This is a genomic window from Streptomyces sp. NPDC008139, from assembly GCF_042957025.1.
Taxonomy (GTDB): domain Bacteria; phylum Actinomycetota; class Actinomycetes; order Streptomycetales; family Streptomycetaceae; genus Actinacidiphila.
In genome coordinates this window covers 135,223-152,824 of sequence record NZ_JBIBHM010000015.1, presented here as the reverse complement: position 1 = coordinate 152,824, position 17,602 = coordinate 135,223, and the positions used below count along the sequence as shown (strand labels likewise).

General features: G+C 72.0%; 20 protein-coding genes. 15 read left to right on the top strand and 5 right to left on the bottom strand.

Features of this window, described 5'->3' with window-relative positions:
* The first annotated feature begins 24 nt into the window (after nucleotides 1-24).
* Nucleotides 25-411 (top strand): DUF3099 domain-containing protein, encoded by a 387-nt coding sequence (locus tag ACFZBB_RS29145; protein WP_391128408.1) that lies wholly within the window; start codon nucleotides 25-27, stop codon nucleotides 409-411.
* A gap of 10 nt (nucleotides 412-421) precedes the next feature.
* On the opposite strand, the gene ACFZBB_RS29140 is transcribed toward ACFZBB_RS29145, so the two are convergent.
* Entirely contained in the window at nucleotides 422-784 is a 363-nt protein-coding gene (locus ACFZBB_RS29140) for a DsrE family protein (RefSeq protein ID WP_355341920.1), read from the bottom strand.
* 182 nt (nucleotides 785-966) lie between these two features.
* On the opposite strand from ACFZBB_RS29140, the gene ACFZBB_RS29135 reads away from it, so the two are divergent.
* The 5 genes from ACFZBB_RS29135 (at nucleotide 967) to ACFZBB_RS29115 (ending at nucleotide 4,652) form a co-directional block, all read left to right on the top strand.
* Nucleotides 967-1,713: a hypothetical protein gene (locus ACFZBB_RS29135; RefSeq protein WP_391128405.1), complete on the top strand. Its 747-nt coding sequence runs from the start codon at nucleotides 967-969 to the stop codon at nucleotides 1,711-1,713.
* An 80-nt stretch (nucleotides 1,714-1,793) separates the two neighbouring features.
* A complete protein-coding gene (locus tag ACFZBB_RS29130) occupies nucleotides 1,794-2,243 on the top strand; it encodes a hypothetical protein (protein WP_391128402.1) in 450 nt (149 codons plus the stop codon).
* A 245-nt stretch (nucleotides 2,244-2,488) separates the two neighbouring features.
* Entirely contained in the window at nucleotides 2,489-3,052 is a 564-nt protein-coding gene (locus ACFZBB_RS29125) for an FABP family protein (RefSeq protein ID WP_355341934.1), read from the top strand.
* Nucleotides 3,053-3,174: 122 nt separating this feature from the next.
* Complete coding sequence (locus ACFZBB_RS29120) at nucleotides 3,175-3,612, top strand: transcriptional repressor (protein ID WP_391128399.1); 438 nt, start codon at nucleotides 3,175-3,177, stop codon at nucleotides 3,610-3,612.
* A 29-nt stretch (nucleotides 3,613-3,641) separates the two neighbouring features.
* Nucleotides 3,642-4,652, top strand: coding sequence for a YgfZ/GcvT domain-containing protein (locus ACFZBB_RS29115; protein ID WP_391128396.1), 1,011 nt, complete (start codon nucleotides 3,642-3,644; stop codon nucleotides 4,650-4,652).
* Between the two features lie 92 nt (nucleotides 4,653-4,744).
* On the opposite strand, the gene dtd is transcribed toward ACFZBB_RS29115, so the two are convergent.
* The gene (dtd, locus tag ACFZBB_RS29110; protein ID WP_391128393.1) at nucleotides 4,745-5,170 is read right to left on the bottom strand and encodes a D-aminoacyl-tRNA deacylase; all 426 of its coding nucleotides are present in this window, start codon (nucleotides 5,168-5,170) and stop codon (nucleotides 4,745-4,747) included.
* Between the two features lie 201 nt (nucleotides 5,171-5,371).
* Between dtd and ACFZBB_RS29105 the strand changes: the two genes are divergently transcribed.
* On the top strand, nucleotides 5,372-6,058 hold the full coding sequence (locus tag ACFZBB_RS29105) for an ABC transporter substrate-binding protein (protein WP_391128390.1): 687 nt from the start codon (nucleotides 5,372-5,374) through the stop codon (nucleotides 6,056-6,058).
* Nucleotides 6,059-6,261: 203 nt separating this feature from the next.
* Nucleotides 6,262-7,518: a GNAT family N-acetyltransferase gene (locus ACFZBB_RS29100; protein ID WP_391128387.1), complete on the top strand. Its 1,257-nt coding sequence runs from the start codon at nucleotides 6,262-6,264 to the stop codon at nucleotides 7,516-7,518.
* 46 nt (nucleotides 7,519-7,564) lie between these two features.
* Here the strand turns inward: ACFZBB_RS29100 and ACFZBB_RS29095 are convergent, their stop codons facing one another.
* Complete coding sequence (locus ACFZBB_RS29095; protein ID WP_355341949.1) at nucleotides 7,565-7,732, bottom strand: hypothetical protein; 168 nt, start codon at nucleotides 7,730-7,732, stop codon at nucleotides 7,565-7,567.
* Between the two features lie 235 nt (nucleotides 7,733-7,967).
* Between ACFZBB_RS29095 and ACFZBB_RS29090 the strand changes: the two genes are divergently transcribed.
* The 4 genes from ACFZBB_RS29090 (at nucleotide 7,968) to ACFZBB_RS29075 (ending at nucleotide 11,843) form a co-directional block, all read left to right on the top strand.
* On the top strand, nucleotides 7,968-8,864 hold the full coding sequence (locus ACFZBB_RS29090; RefSeq protein WP_391128384.1) for a GntR family transcriptional regulator: 897 nt from the start codon (nucleotides 7,968-7,970) through the stop codon (nucleotides 8,862-8,864).
* Between the two features lie 160 nt (nucleotides 8,865-9,024).
* Nucleotides 9,025-10,239 carry a phosphotransferase gene (locus tag ACFZBB_RS29085; RefSeq protein WP_391128381.1) on the top strand — a complete coding sequence of 405 codons (1,215 nt, stop codon included), beginning with the start codon at nucleotides 9,025-9,027 and terminating at the stop codon, nucleotides 10,237-10,239.
* 10 nt (nucleotides 10,240-10,249) lie between these two features.
* A complete protein-coding gene (locus tag ACFZBB_RS29080; RefSeq protein WP_391128378.1) occupies nucleotides 10,250-10,957 on the top strand; it encodes an HAD-IA family hydrolase in 708 nt (235 codons plus the stop codon).
* A gap of 142 nt (nucleotides 10,958-11,099) precedes the next feature.
* A complete protein-coding gene (locus ACFZBB_RS29075; RefSeq protein ID WP_391128376.1) occupies nucleotides 11,100-11,843 on the top strand; it encodes an HAD family hydrolase in 744 nt (247 codons plus the stop codon).
* A gap of 25 nt (nucleotides 11,844-11,868) precedes the next feature.
* Here the strand turns inward: ACFZBB_RS29075 and ACFZBB_RS29070 are convergent, their stop codons facing one another.
* Nucleotides 11,869-12,279: a GNAT family N-acetyltransferase gene (locus ACFZBB_RS29070; RefSeq protein ID WP_391128373.1), complete on the bottom strand. Its 411-nt coding sequence runs from the start codon at nucleotides 12,277-12,279 to the stop codon at nucleotides 11,869-11,871.
* Nucleotides 12,280-12,363: 84 nt separating this feature from the next.
* Between ACFZBB_RS29070 and ACFZBB_RS29065 the strand changes: the two genes are divergently transcribed.
* Both ACFZBB_RS29065 and ACFZBB_RS29060 read left to right on the top strand, forming a co-directional pair.
* Nucleotides 12,364-13,239, top strand: coding sequence for a dihydrodipicolinate synthase family protein (locus ACFZBB_RS29065; protein WP_391128370.1), 876 nt, complete (start codon nucleotides 12,364-12,366; stop codon nucleotides 13,237-13,239).
* 113 nt (nucleotides 13,240-13,352) lie between these two features.
* Nucleotides 13,353-14,393 carry an aspartate-semialdehyde dehydrogenase gene (locus tag ACFZBB_RS29060; protein WP_391128366.1) on the top strand — a complete coding sequence of 347 codons (1,041 nt, stop codon included), beginning with the start codon at nucleotides 13,353-13,355 and terminating at the stop codon, nucleotides 14,391-14,393.
* A gap of 384 nt (nucleotides 14,394-14,777) precedes the next feature.
* Here ACFZBB_RS29060 and ACFZBB_RS29055 read toward each other — a convergent pair whose 3' ends face one another.
* A complete protein-coding gene (locus ACFZBB_RS29055) occupies nucleotides 14,778-16,061 on the bottom strand; it encodes a M14 family zinc carboxypeptidase (protein ID WP_391128363.1) in 1,284 nt (427 codons plus the stop codon).
* 304 nt (nucleotides 16,062-16,365) lie between these two features.
* Between ACFZBB_RS29055 and ACFZBB_RS29050 the strand changes: the two genes are divergently transcribed.
* Nucleotides 16,366-17,490: a ThiF family adenylyltransferase gene (locus ACFZBB_RS29050; protein WP_391128542.1), complete on the top strand. Its 1,125-nt coding sequence runs from the start codon at nucleotides 16,366-16,368 to the stop codon at nucleotides 17,488-17,490.
* The last annotated feature ends 112 nt before the right edge of the window (nucleotides 17,491-17,602 follow it).

Sequence of the window (17,602 nt, the reverse complement as noted above, 5' to 3'; positions counted from 1 at the left end):
GCGTGGCGGACGTACCGTTGAAGGGTGAACGCACGTCGCCGTCACTGGTATTTCGCCATGATGGGCACCTGCGTGGTGCTGTTCGTCATGGCGTGGTCGGTTGTCCGCATCTGGTCGGTGCCGGCGGCCATCGCGATGTGCCTGGTGGCGATGGTGATCCCGCCGGTCGCGGCGATCGTGGCGAACCGGAAGGGCCCTGAGGACCGGTGGTGGGACGAGGAGCCGCTGCGCCCCGAGGAGCGGAAGCCGACCGGGAAAGAGCGCGAGGACCCGCCCCCGCCCGGCGCGACCTCGATGGAGGAGCACCGGAGGATGACCCCGGCCCGGTCCGAGCGCCAGAGCTACGGTTCGTCCGGCGACCCGGAGTCCGACCGGTGGTGGGACGAGCTGGACCGCGGCGGTCCGCCGTAGCGCCCGCGCCTCAGTAGACCAGCGCCTGCACGCCGTCCGGCATGATCTCGCTGACGAAGAGCTGCGCGCCCGCGATCCGTACGCCCGCGATGACGTCCTGTTCCTTGATGTCACGGCGGGCCGCGCACTGTGAGCACAGGGTGACCTGGCCGGCGGCGAGCACCGCGTCGATCAGATCCGGCAGCGGCGCCGCGTGCGGCAGCTCGAACTCCGCCGCGCGGCCGGGCAGCGCGAACCACGCGGACTCACCGGTCAGCCAGAGCGAGACCTCCACGCCGCTGGCCACCGCGACCGCCGCCACCGTGAACGCCTGCGAGCACCGCTCGGGCGCGTCGGCGCCCGCCGTCACCTTGATCACGAGCTTCTTCGCCATCCGGCCAGCGTAGGCGCAGCCGCCCCTGAGCCGCGCCGCACCCGTACCGGTGGCACCTCTGCCCTCCATCTGTGTCGTACGTCACGTAGGCGTCGGCAAATTTCGTTGTGAAGCCGCTGTGTCGTCTCGACATAATGCGAGTCCGCGTGCATCGCACGCGTGTACGCCCGGGGGGGGCTTCTGTGGAACTGAACGACGGTGGCGTACGCCGCCGCGGCCGTGGTGCGCTGTTGGGCGCCGTGGCCGGACTGGTCGCCGTGGCGGCCGTGACAGCGGGGGCGGTCGTCGCCCTCGGCTCCTCCTCCGGCCACGCCGACGCGTCCGTCGCCCCGGCCGCCAGGCCCTCCGCCGCGGCGGCGGCCCCGATCACCGGCGCGGCCACGCCCTCCTCGGCACCCCCCACGGCTGCCGCCGCGCGCGTATCGGGCCGGGTCTCGCACGGCGTCCACACCGGTGACCTGCGCTTCTTCCTGCTCCCCGCGCCCTCGGACGCCGACGTCTACGGCGACCCGGACGGCTCGCCGTACACCGCCGACGACATCGCGGGCAGCGCCTCCGACCCGTCCGACGCCCGAGCGGCCCTGAAGACGTACGGCTTCCGCACCGGCGCCTACCGCACGTACCTCACCGGGGACGGGGCCTTCGAGGTCAGTGCCCGGCTGATCCGCTTCGGCAGCGCGGAACAGACCGCCGCGTACGACGCGCAGCACTCGTACCAGGGCGCCCGGATCCCGCTGACCACCGCCTATCCGGCCCGCGCCTACAACCTCCAGTCCTCCTCGGCCGAGAGCACCAGCGCCGTGGTCGCCGTCGCCCACCAGGGCGATGTCCACATCACGATCACCCTGACCGGCGGCAAGCCGCCGTCCGCCGCGCTCGTCCAGCGCCTGCTCGACGCCCAGTACCAGCGGCTGAAGACCGGTCACTGACCTCAGGTCCCGCCGCGCGACTTCTCCTTCCGAGCCATCTCGCGACGGCGTTCGCGGTGACGCGGCCGGAGCGGACGAGGGTGCCGGGGCTCAAGACGCCGGACGACGGACGGCGGACGTTTCCGCCGCTGGCGCTGCTGAAGCCGCCCGCGGGCAAGCCGGGCGCGCTGGACACGGGCGTCAACCCCTCGGGCCGCCACTACGCCGACCTCAGGTCACTGCTGCTGCCGCTGCCCGAAGGCGCCGTCGAGGCCACCATGCTGCCCGGCGTCGACAGCAAGGAGGGCGACGACTCCGTGGAGTCGGGCTCCCTGTCCGTCCCCGTCCCCGTCACCGTCCCCGTCACTGCCTCCGCGTACGCCCAGACCCCGCCGTACGACGACACGGCGACGCGGTACGCCTTCGTCCACGCCGGGGACACGCCGGCGCTGGTCGTGCGGTCGACCGGCCGGCAGGTGGCCGTCAAGCGGGGCACGCCCGCGGTGCCGTTCCGCCAGACCGTACGGCTTCAGGCGCAGCTGCTCGGCTGAGCGCTCGAACGGCGGGGCAGCGGGGCGGCGGGGCGGGGCGCTGGGGCGCACGTCACGCGGCCTGGCCGCGCCTTCGGACGGGCGGCGCACTAGACTCGTGCGCGGCCCGTCCGCATGATCCGTCCGAGGAGCACGTCCCGTGCAAATTGAGTATGTCTTCGACGCCCTGCTCGTGCTCGTCTGCCTGGGCGTCGCGCTCTTCGCGTTCTACGCGGTGAAGAAGCTCTACCAGGGCCAGCGCTGACATGATCGAGATCCCGTCCGACCTGCACCCCGACCTCGTACCGCTGGTGTTCCTGCTCGGCCGGTGGGAGGGCGCGGGCGTCCACGACTTCCCGGGCTCGGAGAAGTGCAACTTCGGGCAGGAGGTCGTCTTCACGCACGACGGCCGCCCGTTCCTGGAGTACACCTCGCACTCGTGGGTGCTGGACGAAGCGGGCAAGAAAGTCAGGCCGCTGGAGAGCGAGAGCGGCTTCTGGCGGATCGACAAGGACCGCAAGGTCGACGTCACCACCACGCGTGACGAAGGCGTCGTGGAGATCTGGACCGGCGAGCTGGCCGACGGCAAGCCGCAGATCGACCTGGTCACGGACGCCGTGGCCCGGCTCGCGGGCGCGCCCGACTACAGCGGCGGCAAGCGGCTGTACGGGTACGTGAACAGCGACCTGATGTGGGTCGGCGAGAAGGCCACCCCCGCGGTGCCGCTGCGCGCGTACATGTCGGCGCACCTGAAGAAGGTCGTGGACCCGCGGGAGTGGGCCGCCGACCTGAAGGACCTGCCGGACGACGGCATCGCCTTCTTCAAGTAGGCCGGGCTTCACGGAGGCGGAGCCAGCCGTACGCCCCGGCATCGCGCGTACGCCTGGGTCCGCGCCCCGCGTACGCCGGGGAAGCCAGGGCCGCCTTGCCGGGACGGTCCTACACTGGCCGTGTGGTGACCATCGACTGGAAGACCGATCTGCGGCAGCGCGGCTACCGGCTCACGCCCCAGCGCCAGCTCGTGCTGGAGGCCGTGGACGTACTGGAGCACGCGACGCCCGACGACATCCTGTGCGAGGTCCGCAAGACCGCCTCGGGGATCAATATCTCCACCGTCTACCGGACCCTTGAGCTGCTGGAAGAGCTGGACCTGGTCAGCCACGCCCACCTCGGCCACGGCGCCCCCACGTACCACCTCGCCGACCGGCACGACCACATGCACCTGGTCTGCCGCGACTGCGACTCCGTCACGGAGGTGCCGGTCGTGCTGGCCGAGCCGCTGAAGGACGGGCTGCGCGCGGAGCTGGGCTTCGAGACGGACATGAAGCACTTCGCCATCTTCGGCCGCTGCCGGGACTGCGCGGACAGGCGTTCGGACGCGGAGTCGTAGCACCGGCGCGGAGTCGTAGTCTTGACGGCATGACTGACGGCGTGAACATGACGGACGGCGCGACCACCGGCGTGAAGAAGAGTCCTTTGCTGTCGTTGCCCGGCGCTGTCCTCGCCGAGGGCCCCGACGAGGGAGTGGCCGCGCACTACGGCGACCTCTTCCGCGAGCAGCGCACCCTCGCGGACGGCACCGGCTTCGTGGACCAGTCGCACCGCGGTGTGGTGACGGTGTCCGGCGACGACCGGCTGTCCTGGCTGCATCTGCTGCTCACCCAGCACGTCGAGAAACTTCCCCCCCGGCAGGCGACCGAGGCGCTGGTCCTGTCGGCGAACGGCCACATCGAGCACGCCTTGTACCTGGTGGACGACGGCACCACGACCTGGATGCACGTCGAGCCCGGCACGCAGGGCGCGCTGCTCGCCTACCTGGAGAGCATGAAGTTCTTCTACCGCGTCGAGACCGCGGACGCCACGGACGCTTACGCGGTGGTGTACCTGCCCGCCGGTTCGATCACGGCGGTGCCGTCGGAGTGGGCGGTACGGGAGACCGCGTACGGCCGGGACGTCTTCGTGCCGCGCGCCGAGCTGGAAGCCTTCGCCGCGAAGGCCGCGCCGCCGATCGGCGCGCTGGCCTTGGAGGCGCTGCGCATCGAGGCGCACCGGCCGCGGCTGGGCCTGGAGACCGATCATCGTACGATCCCGCACGAGCTGGGCTGGCTGGAGACCGCGGTGCACCTCCAGAAGGGCTGCTACCGCGGACAGGAGACGGTCGCCCGCGTCCAGAACCTCGGCCGCCCGCCGCGCCGCCTGGTCTTTCTGCACCTGGACGGCAGCGAGGTGCGGCTGCCGGGCCACGGCGCCCCGGTCCGGCTCGCCTCGGACGGCGAGGACGGCCGCGCGATCGGCTTCGTCACGTCCTCGGCCCGGCACTGGGAGCTGGGGCCGATCGCACTGGCCCTGGTGAAGCGGAACACGCCGGAGGACGCGGTGCTCATGGCGGAGCAGACGGCGGCGTCGCAGGAGACGGTCGTGGCGCCGTAGGTCCGTTGGCGCGTGTGGCTTTTCGGGGCGCGGGTGCGGTGAGGCCGTTTCGGGCACGCGGGCGCCGTAAGCCCCTCTCACCTGCCCCCGCCTCACATGTCGATGACCACCGTGAACGGGCCGTCGTTCGTCAGCGAGACCTTCATGTCCGCGCCGAACCGGCCCGTTTCGACGGTCGCGCCGAGCGCCCTGAGCTGGGCGACGACCTCGTCGACCAGGGGTTCGGCGAGGTCGCCGGGCGCCGCGGCGTTCCAGGTGGGGCGGCGACCCTTCCGGGCGTCACCGTAAAGCGTGAACTGGCTGATGACGAGCAGCGGGCCGCCGATGTCGGAGCAGGATCGCTCGTCGGGCAGGATCCGCAGCGTCCACAACTTGCGGGCCAGCGCCGCGGCCTTCTCCTTCGTGTCGTCGTGCGTCACGCCGACCAGGACGCACAGGCCGGGCCCCGCAATGGCACCGACGCTCTCCCCGTCGACCACGACTTCCGCTTCGCTCACCCGCTGGGCCACCGCTCGCATGCGCCCATTGTGGCCTGCCGCGCCCGCACGCCACCCACACGGGTGAGGGGGAGCGCGGGGAGGGGAACGTACGCCCGGTCGGCGGCTTCGCACAACAGTTGCGACGGCCGTTCGGGTGCAGAGTCGCTGCGGGGTGACAGGGGCAAGTGGCAGCATCGGAAGGGTGGCGGCGCAGGCGCCGCCACGGAGGGGACAACAGGCATGACCACTTCCGGCGCTGGAGAGACTTCCGGCACTGCCGTACCGACGGCGCCCACCACGAAGGGCCACCGCATGCTGAAGGCCGACGGATCTGGTCCGCTGGGTTCACGGGGTCCGCTGCGCACGCCCGCGCCGCGCAACCCGCTCGCCGACCTGCCCGCGCCCGACCTCGGCGCGCTCGACCTGGGCGCGCTGCGCGCCCTGCGCAGGGACGCGCAGCAGGAGGAGGCCGACCTGTCGTATCTGCGGCGGATGCTGCACGGCAGGATCGACATCCTCCAGGCCGAGCAGGCCAGGCGCAGCGGGCGGGACGCGCGCGGTACGTCCGCGGGGCAGGGCCCCGACGCGCCGAGTACGTCGCCCGTGCTCGACCGGCTCTCGGAGATCCTGACCGACGGGCCTTCGCGGGTCCGTTCCTCCGCCCGCCACGTCACGCTCGGCACCCCGCTGACCGAGCGGGTGCGGCAGCTCGCCGAGGACATGCTCGCCGAAGTGGAGCTGTCCGACCTCGACGCCCGCACCGACCCGGAGCTGGACGCGGCGATGGGCCGCCTGGTCCGCAACGAGCAGCAGGTCTCACGCCGCCGTCAGGCACTCCAGCAGACGGTGGACGGGTGCAGCGCGGAGATCACCCGGCGGTACCGGGAGGGCGAGGCGAAGGTGGACGACCTGCTGTCGGACGGGTGAGGGCGGTGCTGTCGGGCGGATGGGGGCGGTTCGGCGCGTGGTGGGCGGTGCTGTCGGGCGGGTGGGGGCGGTTCGGCGCGTGGTGACGGCGGTTCGGCGCGGGGAGGGCGCGTCGGCGCGTGGTGACGGCGGTTCGGCGCGTCCACGGCTCCCCGGCCGAAAATTCGCGTGCGGACGGCCGGGGGCGTCCGTAGCGTGCGCGTATGACCTCGAGCCCTGAGATCCGCACGCTGGCCGAATCCGACGTCGCCGACTGGGTGCGGGCCAAGCTCGCCGGCTTCCATCTCGCGCCCTCGGTGAGCGCGGCGGAAGTCGAGGCCCGCAGGGCCGCGTTCGACCTGAGCCGTACGCAGGGCGCTTTCGACCAGGGCCGCTGCGTGGCGACCTTCCGCAGCATGCCGCGTCAGCTCACCGTGCCCGGCGGCGCGGCCGTCGCGGCCTCCGCCGTCACCAATGTGTCCGTGACCGGCACGCACCGCCGCCGCGGCCTGGCCAGCCGGATGATGGCGGCCGACCTGGCCGCCGCCAAGGAGCGCGGCGAGCCGGTGTCGATCCTGGTCGCGGCCGAATATCCGATCTACGGACGGTACGGCTTCGGCGCGGCGACCTGGGTGACGGACTGGGAGATCGACGTGCCGCGCGCGGGCCTCGACCGGCGCTGGGCGGGCCCGACGGACGGCGGCCGGGTGGACCTCGTGACCGTCGAGGACGTACGCAAGGTCGGCCCCGCGCTGCACGAGCGGGTCCGCGCGCTGACGCCCGGGGCGATCAACCGCACCCCCTACTGGTGGGAAGTCAACACCGGACAGCGGCCGTTGGACTCCCAGCCGTGGACCGAACCCTTCTTCGTGGTCTACCGCGACGCCGACGGCCGGGTCGACGGCCTGGCCGCGTACGGCGCCAAGGAAGAGCACTGGCCCGGCAAGTTCCCCAAGGTCGAGCTGAGCGTGCACGGGCTGATCGCCGCCTCCCCGGCCGCCGAGACCGCGCTGTGGCGCTTCCTGCTCGCGCTGGACTGGGTGACGCTGCTGAAGTCCGGCCACCGCGCGCCCGACGACCTCCTGCCGCTGCTCCTCGGCGACCCGCGCGCCGCCCGCACCGAGACCTACGCCGACTTCATGTGGCTGCGGCTGCTCGACGTGCCCGCCGCCCTGTCCGCCCGCACCTACGCGGGGGGCCCCGCCGCCCTCGTGCTCGACGTCCACGACCCCGCGGGCCTGGCCGGCGGCCGTTTCCTCCTGGAGACCTCGCCCTCGGGCGCCGCCTCCTGCACCCCCACCTCGGCCTCCGCCGACCTCTCCCTGTCCGTCGCCGACCTCGGCTGCCTCTACCTCGGCGACGAGTCCCCGGTCCGCCTCGCCGCCCTCGGCCGTGTCTCCGAACACCGAACGGGTGCGGCCAGGACAGCCGACGCCCTGTTCCGCACCCCACGCCGGCCCTGGTGCCCCGACATCTTCTGATCCCCGCGCTGACCCGTTACCCGTCACCCGTTTTTTCCGCGGCCCGTTACTGCGCCAGCAACAGCGCTATCGCGGTGATCCCTATGCAGGTGAACGTGGTGTTCCGCATCTTGTGACCGAGTCCCACCAGCCCGACGGCGATGGCCCCTGCCGCGCCGTAACGCCACTGGATGATCTCTTCGAAGGCATATGCGCACAAACTGAGAGCGAGCATGACCGATCCCTCCTTCGCGACTCTGCGCTTTTGCAGAAGGCGGGTGGCTGCGATGTCCCGCACGCCGTCGGACGGGAAGTTGGCGACCCCCGATGAGGCTGGATCATTCAACTTCACTACCCGGATGAGAAGTTGAGAGAGGCTGCCTCTATCAAGGGTGTGCCCAGTTGGCCGAGATCGATAAACTTGGGTCAGGTAAGCAGCCTTGCCTGTCCGGAAGTTGTAGCGTGGTCCTGTGGACGAGGAAGAGCCCGGAACCAACGGTTCCCGACCGCCCTACCGGCACATCGCGGATGTCCTGCGCGGTGAGATCCTTGACGGCCGCTACGCGGTTGGTGAACGCATCCCTCCGCAGGCGGAGTTGGAAGACCGTTTCAGCGTCTCGCGGCCCACCATCCAACGCGCCCTCGGTGTGCTCCGCGACGACGGCTTCATCGACAACCAGCGTGGACGGCCGTCCGAGGTGCTGCCGTGGGAAGAGCGCTATGACGGTACGCGGTCGCAGGAGCCGGAGACCGCGCCGAAGTCCCTGCGGGCCCACATAGCCGCGGCGTTCGAGGAACGCCACGTCACCATCGATGCCTACTCGCTCACCACGGAAACCCTCAGCCGCGCGCTTGTGGCACCCCTGATGCGGGTCCAGAACAGGGAATTGAACCCGGTCTCGATCAGGCTCCGGCTGCTGCTGCCGAGCCTGGACGCACGCCTGGCGATCCCCCAGTTGGTCGGTGACCCGGACGACGAGCGCCCGCTGTGGCGGCTACGACAACTCGTCCGCGCCCATGTCCTCACCCTGCGCTCCGCCTTTGTGGCCGTGGAGGAACTCAGGCCGGACATTGAACAGGTGATCGAGGTGCGCGCCGTGCCGATCACCCCGTTGCACAAGCTGTATCTCGTCAACGGGCACACGGCACTGTTCGGCCACTATCAAATAATCGACCGTGAGGTCGAGTTCGGCCAGCGGGGCAAGGGCAACATCTACGACGTCCTCGGCATCAGCGCGAAGCTCTTCCCGTACCGACGTGATCCGGAGGAGGAGTACGCGCCGGGCACTCAGTTCGTCACCGAGTCCCAGCAGTGGTTCGACTCGCTCTGGTCAACCATCGCGCAGCCTCTGTCACTCCTCGAGTGAACGTTCCTCGCAAGTCGTGCCGGAAGGGGTGCCAGTAGGGGTGCCGAAAGGGCGGGCGGGCCTTGAACGGTCTCGAATCAGCCAAGACGGCGGTGACGCCATCCGCGATACGTGACCATACGTCGATGACGTGGCCCGTTCGGGACCGGCGAGGAGCGCTTTGACCACCACGACCAGCGCGGCGGAACTGCCAGGCGTGGACCACCAGGCGAAGGCCGTGGGGGCCGAACTGGTGGAAGGGCCCCTCAAGGGCTATCACCACCAGACCTATGCCGTGCTCCTCGATCCGGGGTCACCGTTCGCGACGGACTTCCGCAGGCTCAAACTCCGCGAGCCGCGCGAGGGCGTCTACTGGTACGACATGCGCTGGTTCAGCTCGGAGGACCTGCTGCTGCGCCGGCTGAACGAACGCCACAGAGACCTGTTTCCGTACATCCCCCAAGTGCGCGAACTCGACGTCCAGGGGCACCGGATGGCCTTTCTCGGCTTCATCGAGGGCGTCACCCTGGACCGTGCGCCGGACAGCCGCGGCGGCCGGGTGGCCGAGCGGTTCCTGCGCCAGATCGAGGACCTCTTCCGCTCGCTCGCCGCCCTTGACGCAGAACCGCTGGCCGCGCACGGTGGGCAGCCCGCGCCGTGCGGCTGCGAGGGCCGGGAGCAGGATCTCACCCGCTCGGGCAAGGGCGGGTCCACCGCCTTCCTGCGCGGTCTGACCCACTTCACCGTCCGGCACGCCTACGAAGGGCGGCAACGGGCGTCGCTGCACGATCTGCTCGTCGAACTGGGAGTGCCCGGCAACGCCCTGAACGCCTTCGCGCGGGCTGAACCCGAACTCACCGACCGACCGCGTGCGTTGCTCCACGGCGACCTGCACCGGAAGAACTTCATCGTGGACCGGGTGGGCGCGCTCTGGACGATCGACTGGGAACTGGCCCTGATCGGCGACCCGTTGTACGACCTCGCCACCCACCTGCACCTCATGGCGTACTACCCGGAGCAGGAACTGGAGATGGTCCGCCGCTGGGAGCGGGCGGTCGGCCCCGATGCCTCTGCCGGTGCGCGCGACGACCTGCCCCACTACCGGGCGTACAAGCGTGTCCAGTCGCTGTGCACCGACGTCATAAGGGCGGCTACCCGGCTGGTCGAGTCGCCGGACACACCGGGCACGGACACCGCCTGCCTCCGGCTGCGCGGCACAGCGGCCTTGGTGCGCAAGGCACTTGACGCGGCGCTCGAACCGCTCGGCATCGAGAAGGCGCCGCCTCGGCAGGCCGTCGAGGATGTCTTCGACGCGTGGTGGCGGCAGGAGTGGAAGGCGTCCCACGGGGGCAGCGCTGCTGCGACACGCTCTGGCCAAGGCCCGTGCGGACCATGACACTCGTCAAGTGACTTCTGAGTACGCCGGACCGTCCGAGCCCGAACTGCGCCGCATCTTCGCCCACGCGGAGTGCCTGCTGCTGGACTTCGACGGACCGCTCTGCGACCTCTTCCGGGGCCGTCCGGCTCCCGGGATAGCCGAGTTGATGCACCTTGAGCTCGCCCGGCAGGGTGTGGTGCTCGGTCCCGAGGCCGCGGGCAGTGCCAATCCGGCCCGGATACTGCGCGCGGTCACCGACCGCGGTCTGTCGGCCGCGCTGGAGAAGCTGCTGGCGGAGGAGGAGGAAGCCGCGGCGCACAGCGCGCTGCCCACGCCGGGAGCCGAGGACGTGGTCAGGGCGAGTGCACACAGCGGCAGAACGCTGGCCGTCACGACCAACAACTCACCGGCGGCAGTGAACGCGTATCTCAAGGACAGGTCCCTGGACACCTACTTCGACAGCCGGGTCTTCGGCCGCGACCCGGACGACCCGGCCCGGATGAAGCCGCACCCCGACTGCCTGCTCCGGGCGGTGGACAGCCTCGGCGTACGGCCGGAGAACTGCCTGATGATCGGCGACTCAGCGGCGGACGCCACCGCCGCCGAGGCCGCGAAGGTGCACTTCCTCGGCTTCGCGCACGACGGCAGGAGCATGCGGGAGTTGCGCCGGTGGTCGGGCGGCAGGGACGTGATCACGACATGGCGGCCGGTGCTGAGGGTGTTCGCGACCCCGTGACGTCTCACGCCATCCGGGCGTCGCGTGGAGGCCGTACGGATGTCGCGGGGACGTCATTCAGGACATCGCCCGACGCCTTTTGACGGCACGGGACTTCGCGGGTATGCCGTCGGGAGATCGCCGGGCGGCCGACAATCGTCCCGTGACACCACAGCGCTTGGACGCGCCGGAACCCGGCCTGTACGCCCTGCTCAACCGGGCCCGCTTTCTGCTGCTGGACTTCGACGGCCCTGTCTGCCGCCTGTTCGGCGGCAGTCCGGCCGCCGACATCGCGCGGCGGATGCGGGATTTTCTGGCGGGGCGCGGCCTGCTCCCGGCGGGCCAGCGGCATGACCGGAATCCGGCCCTGGCGGCCGGCACCGACCCGCACTGGCTGCTCGCGCGGCCATGGGACCGGGGGACGCACGCCGTCCTGGAGGGCCTGCTCGCGCTGGGCGAGCAGGAGGCCGCCGCGTCCGCGGTGCCGACACCGGGCGCCGACGTGTTCGTACGGGCGGTCGCCGACAGCGGGCGAATGCTGGCGATCACGACCAACAACGCGCTCGCGGCCGTGGAGACGTATCTCAAGAACCACGACCTGGAGGGCTGTTTCAACGGGCGGGTCTTCGGCCGCGACCCGGACGACCCGGCCCGGATGAAGCCCGACCCCGACTGCCTGCTGCGTGCCATGACGGCCATGGAGGCGGCTCCGGAGGACTGCCTGGCCATCGGCGACTCGCCACGGGACGCGGTGGCCGCGCTGGCCGCCGGCGTCCCCTTCCTCGGCTACGCGCGTTCCGAGGACCGGGTGGCACGGCTGCGTGACGTCGGCCCGTATCCGGTGGTGGTCGGGACGGCGGACCTCGTCGTGGCGGCAGGGAAGCTGGACTGGGCGGGCGGCCCGTGAGACGCGACCACCGCTTGCGGGCTCGCTAACTGAGGCCCAGGGTCATCCAGTTGTCGGGGTCGGTGAGGGGGGTGAAGCCGACTTTGGCGTAGACGGCGTGGGCGTCGGCGGTGGCGAGGACGACGCGGCGCAGGCCGTAGGGGGTGAGGTGGTCGCGGATGGCGGTGACGAGGGTGGTGCCGAGGCCCTGGCCGCGGGTGGCGGGGTCGACGTAGACGTCGCAGAGGTAGGCGAAGGTCGCGAGGTCGGTGACGACGCGGGCGTAGGCGTGCTGGGCGCCGGTGGCGGGGTGGTAGGCGCCGAAGTTGAGGGAGCCGTCGATGGCGGCCTGCTGGGTGGCGAGGGTGCGACCCAGGGCCCAGTAGGCGTCGGTGGAGAGCCAGTCGTGGATGCGGGGGACGTCGAGGCGGGCCGGGTCCGCGGAGATCTCGTACATGCGCGGGAGAGTAGCGCTGCTTAACGGTTCCGTGCACGACAATTAACTGGACCTTCGCCATGGGCTCGGGTCAGACTCGCGGACATGATCCTCGTACCGCTGGTCACGCCGTTCGACACACAGGGCCGGGTCGCCGTGGGCGCCCTCGAAGGGCTCGCGCACGAGGTGCTGCGGGACGGCGCGGCCGGGCTCGTGGCGCTCGGCACGACCGCGGAGGCCGCCGCCCTCGACCCCGGGGAGCGCGCCGAGGTGACGGCGGTCGTCGGCCGGGTCTGCCGCGAGCACGGCGCGCGTTTCGTGCTCGGCGCGGCCGGCGGCGCCACGGCGGCGGCCGTACGGGAGCTGGGGGCGCTCGCCGGGGCGCCGGTGGTGCCTGACGCCGTACTGGCCACGGTGCCGTCCTTCTCCCGGCCGGGCGAGGCCGGGGTCCTCGCCCACTTCGCGGCACTGGCCGCGGCCGGTCCCGTACCGCTGATCGTCTACCACGTGCCGTACCGCACCGGGCAGCCGCTGACCGCCCGCACCCTGCGCGAGCTGGCCGCGCTGCCGGGCGTGGCCGGTGTGAAGTACGCCACCGGCGGCATCGACGCCGAGACCGTCGACCTGCTCGGCGATCACCCGGACGGCTTCGAGATCCTCGCGGGCGACGACATCTTCGCGCCCGCCCTGTTCGCCCTCGGCGCCCCCGGCGGCATCCTCGCCTCCGCGCACCTGGCCACCGCCCGCTGGGCCGAGCTGGCGGAGGCCGCGGCCATGGGCGACGCCAAGGGGGACACGGCCCTCGGCCACCGCCTCGCCGCCCTGGCCGCCGCCCTCTTCCGCGCGCCGAATCCGACCGTCATCAAGGCCGTGCTGCACGCCGAGGGCCGCATCCCGACCCCCGACGTACGGCTGCCGCTGCTGCCCCCGACGCCAGCCACCGTGGACGACGCGCTGACCAGGCTGCGTCTCGTCCCCTGAAATGCCCCGCCGCCCCGCTCCCGCCTCGGGGGATACTCGACCGGGCGGGCACGCAGCCGTACGGAACGGCACGCAGCCGTACGGAACGGCACACATCGATCGGAGAGAGCCGGATGAGGATCGGAATCGTCGGAGCGACCGGACAGGTCGGCTCGGTCATGCGCAAGGTGCTGGCCGAGCGCGCGTTCCCGGTGACGGAGCTGCGGCTGTTCGCCTCCGCCCGGTCCGCCGGGAGCACTCTGCCGTGGGCCGACGGCGAGATCACCGTCGAGGACGCGTCCACCGCCGACTACAGCGGCCTGGACATCGTGCTGTTCTCCGCGGGCGGCGCCACCTCCCGCGCCCTCGCCGAGAAGGTCGCCGCCCAGGGCGCGGTCGTCATCGACAACTCCTCCGCCTGGCGGCGCGACCCCGATGTCCCCCTGGTCGTCTCCGAGGTCAACCCGCACGCCATCGCCCACCGCCCCAAGGGCATCATCGCCAACCCGAACTGCACCACCATGGCCGCGATGCCGGTGCTGCGCCCGCTGCACGCCGAGGCGGGGCTGACCGCCCTGGTCGCCACCACCTACCAGGCCGTCTCCGGCTCCGGCCTGTCCGGCGTCGCCGAGCTGCACGGCCAGGCGACCAAGGTCGTCGAATCCGCGGACCGGCTCACCTTCGACGGCGGCGCCGTCGCCTTCCCCGAGCCCGCCGTCTACGCCCGGCCCATCGCCTTCAACGTCGTCCCCCTCGCGGGCAACCTCGTCGACGACGGCAGCTTCGAGACCGACGAGGAGCAGAAGCTGCGCAACGAGTCGCGCAAGATCCTCGAGATCCCCGAGCTCAAGGTCTCCGGCACCTGCGTACGCGTCCCCGTCTTCTCCGGCCACTCCCTCCAGCTCAACGCCCGCTTCTCCCGGCCGCTCGGCGTCGCCCGGGCCTATGACCTTCTGCGGTCCGCACCCGGCGTCGAGCTCTCCGAGATTCCCACGCCGCTTCAGGCCGCCGGACGCGATCCGTCGTACGTCGGCCGCATCCGCCTCGACGAGACCGTCGAGAACGGGCTCGCGCTTTTCGTCTCGAACGACAACCTTCGCAAGGGGGCCGCTTTGAACGCCGTTCAGGTGGCCGAGCTCGTCGCCGCCGAACTTGCCGCTACCGCGGCGGTGTAGGCCCCCTCGGGGGTACGCCCCCGGCGGCCGGGCGGCCCGGTTCGGTTCCTCCACCGGGGCGGTGGGCCGATCCTTTTAGGGCGCCGGGGGCACCTCCCGGCCGAAGGTCGGGGGAGGAACCGCGCGCTCAGCCACAACGGTGGCGCGGTGTTCGCACGGCGGGTCGTGCCCCGAAGGAGCGCTGGGGCACCTCCCGGCCGAAGGTCGGGGGAGGAACTGCGCGGCCCGCCGAAGCGCTCCCGCAGGTCACCACCCGCCCCAACGGGGCAGTTTTCCCCGCGCCCCTACAAGCATGACCCTGCGCAAAGGCACCGCGATGGGTCGCACCCATGAAAAACAGGCCCGCGCAAGGGCGCCGGGGTGGGGGCGCGCCCCGGACGGGGGTCAGGTTTCGTTGAGGAGGCGGAAGGCGGCGAGAACTGTTTCCGACTGAAGGTCAACCTGGTCGGGGACGGGCACCCACGTCAACTCATGACCGGCGGCCAACTCGGCCGCCCACCGGGCGTGCTGGGCGGAACAGGCGTCGTGGAGGGTGCGCGCGGCGGAGCCGCCGCGGCCGTCGAGGAGGCGGAGCATGATCCCGGTGGCGCGCAGGGAGATGCGGCGGGCGGCGATGTCGAGTGCGTTGAGGTGCGCGACGGTGAGGGGGACGGGGGAGGGGTGGAGCCCGTCCCAGTCGTCGGCGACGCTGCGCATGATGGTGGGCATGCCGCCGGTGATGCGCAGGAGGGGGCGGGTGGCAGGGGAGCCGGGGTCGGGGACCAGCGGCCGTACGGCGTCGAGCAGGGCGTGGGTACGGTCGGCGTGGCGGCGCAGAAGCGCGGCGAGAGCCGCGAGGGCGTGGGCCGGGTCCGGGTGCGCCGTGGTGTCGGCGACATCGCGGCTGGCCCACATCGGGACCTCGAAGAGCGCGGTCATCCCGCCGTAGCGGTGCGGGCGGATCCAGGTCGAGCGGTTGACGTCCTCGGGCAGGTTCTCGAACTGGGCGCGCTGGCCAGGCGCGGGCATCAGATAGACGCCGGGCCCCGACACCGTCCAGTACAGGGCGTCGTACGTGCCGGTCTGCACGGGCACGTCCCGCTCGGCGGAGAGCTTGCCGAGAGGTTCGGCCAACCCCGGTATGTCACGCGTGAGTTGGACCCAACTGCCGCCGAGGTCGTTGCCGTGCAGCGAGCACTGCAACTCCGGCCGCAGCTCGTCGATGAGGCTCACCAGCGCCTGGGACTCGGGGAGTTGGTCGTCCGGCGGCCGGATCGACGGTGCCCACTCGGGCTGTTCGTCGGCGGGCGGACGATACGCGTGCCGGAAGTGCTCGGCGGGCGTGCGCCGCACAGGCGGCCCGGCCTCGCTGCGTACGGTCCCGTCCGGGTCGAGACAGAGCAGGAAGTGCCAGGAGGCGCCCGCCCCGGCGTGCAGGCGGCTGTCGGCGGCGACCCGGTGCGCCAGCCGCAGCGCGGTCGCGGGCCCGACGCGCTCGTCGGAGTGCGGGCCCGCGACGACCAGGATGTGCCGCCGGCCGCGCCCGACGGTCAGCAGATGCAGCGGACGCCCCTGCCGGGACCGGCCGACCACCCGCAGGGTGCTCAGCACGGGCCGCGAGTACGCGAACGCGGAGGCCGCCGCTGCGACCTCCGCGACGCTGGGATAGGCGTCGGCGTCCGACGTCACGTGCCGTTGGAGTTGCTGTCGCCGGTGGTCTCTTCCTTGTCCAGCCGTCGGATGACGAGAGTGGTGTTCGCCACGGTGACTCCTCTCTGTCCAAGCAGGGTGCAGCGCTGAGGAGTTGAACGGTTTGGCCCCTGGATCCCCCACTGATTCCCCCGCACCTTGCCAGGCTCCGGCGGCCCGGCGACAGTGTCAAGGTCCGTACGTACTCATGCGTACGGGCGGAGCACGAGGGGGTCGGCTGATGACGGCACCACCGCACACCGAACCGCACACCGATGACTCCGAGGCGCTGCTCAGGCCGCGGATCAAACCCGAACACCAGGCCTATCGCACCGCCGACGGCAACGTCAGGATCGGCAGTGTGATCTACGGGATCGGCGCCGAGATCGAGGACCCTGACGGCTGGATCTGGACCCTTACCGAGGCGATGGACGGCACACGCACCGCGGCGCAGATCGCCGCCGAAGTCGCCGCCGCGCACCCCCGCTTACTCCTGCCCGCCGCCACGATCGGCTCCGCGATGGCGGACTTACGGGAGGCGGGTTTCGTGGACGACGCGGCGGCGCCGCTGCCCGCGGGGCTCGTCGACCGCGACCGCGTACGGCACGCCCGCGGTGTCGCGCTGCTGCGCTGGATGGACCTCAGCTCACGGGCCAGCCCGTGGAACGCCCAACTGCGCCTGGCGGGCGCCCGCGTGCTGGTCCTCGGCGTCGGCGGCACGGGCGGCATGGCCGCGCAGGCACTGGTCGCCTCCGGCGTCGGTCACGTCCACACCGTCGACCCCGACGTCGTGGAACTGTCCAACCTCAACCGGCAGACGCTCTACCGCGAGGCCGACATCGGGCGGCCGAAAGCCGACGCGGCGGTGGCCGCGCTGCGCGCCCTCAACTCCGATGTCACCGTCACCGGTGAACGGCGGGAGATCCGCGGCCCCGACGCCCTCGCCGCGCTCCTCGCCCCGGACGGCGGCGGTCGGTCACCGTACGATCTGCTGGTCCTCGGCGCCGACCGGCCGCCGGAGATCCGCCGTTGGGCCAACCGCGTCTGCATCGCCCTCAATCTGCCCTGGGTGGAGGGCGGTTACCGCGGCCCGCTGGTCACCGCCGGCGTCCACGTACCCGGCGACGGGCCCTGCTGGGAGTGCCAGCGCGCGGGCGAGGACGCACGGCGCGATCTGCGGCTGCGCCCCGGCCAGAGCGAGGACGCCGCCTCGCCCCGCATGCCGTGGAATCCGGCGAGCGCCGTCACCGCCGGTCTGTCCGGCACGCTCGTCGCCCACGCCGCCATCGCCCTGCTCACCGGCGTCCCGCGGATGCGCCCCGGCTTCCGCTACGGCATCAACCTCATGGCGCTCGGCGACCCCGTACTCCAACGCCACCCACGCCGCCCCGACTGCCCGGCCTGCGGCCCGCTCGACCACCCCACGTAAGGGCCCAAGGCCCCATCGGCGGGTGGTGACCTGCGGAAGCGTCGTGCCCGAGCCCGCCCAACCGATCGGCTCGCCGTCCGGACGAAAGGCGGTGCGCCCCGTCAGGGGCGCG

Excerpts from the sequence above, each read along its gene's own strand:
- ACFZBB_RS29140 (WP_355341920.1), bottom strand. The coding sequence starts at position 784 with ATGGCGAAGAAGCTCGTGATCAAGGTGACGGCGGGCGCCGACGCGCCC.
- ACFZBB_RS29125 (WP_355341934.1), top strand. The coding sequence starts at position 2,489 with ATGATCGAGATCCCGTCCGACCTGCACCCCGACCTCGTACCGCTGGTG.
- ACFZBB_RS29115 (WP_391128396.1), top strand. The coding sequence starts at position 3,642 with ATGACTGACGGCGTGAACATGACGGACGGCGCGACCACCGGCGTGAAG.
- dtd (WP_391128393.1), bottom strand. The coding sequence starts at position 5,170 with ATGCGAGCGGTGGCCCAGCGGGTGAGCGAAGCGGAAGTCGTGGTCGAC.
- ACFZBB_RS29105 (WP_391128390.1), top strand. The coding sequence starts at position 5,372 with ATGACCACTTCCGGCGCTGGAGAGACTTCCGGCACTGCCGTACCGACG.
- ACFZBB_RS29100 (WP_391128387.1), top strand. The coding sequence starts at position 6,262 with ATGACCTCGAGCCCTGAGATCCGCACGCTGGCCGAATCCGACGTCGCC.
- ACFZBB_RS29095 (WP_355341949.1), bottom strand. The coding sequence starts at position 7,732 with ATGCTCGCTCTCAGTTTGTGCGCATATGCCTTCGAAGAGATCATCCAG.
- ACFZBB_RS29070 (WP_391128373.1), bottom strand. The coding sequence starts at position 12,279 with ATGTACGAGATCTCCGCGGACCCGGCCCGCCTCGACGTCCCCCGCATC.
- ACFZBB_RS29065 (WP_391128370.1), top strand. The coding sequence starts at position 12,364 with ATGATCCTCGTACCGCTGGTCACGCCGTTCGACACACAGGGCCGGGTC.
- ACFZBB_RS29060 (WP_391128366.1), top strand. The coding sequence starts at position 13,353 with ATGAGGATCGGAATCGTCGGAGCGACCGGACAGGTCGGCTCGGTCATG.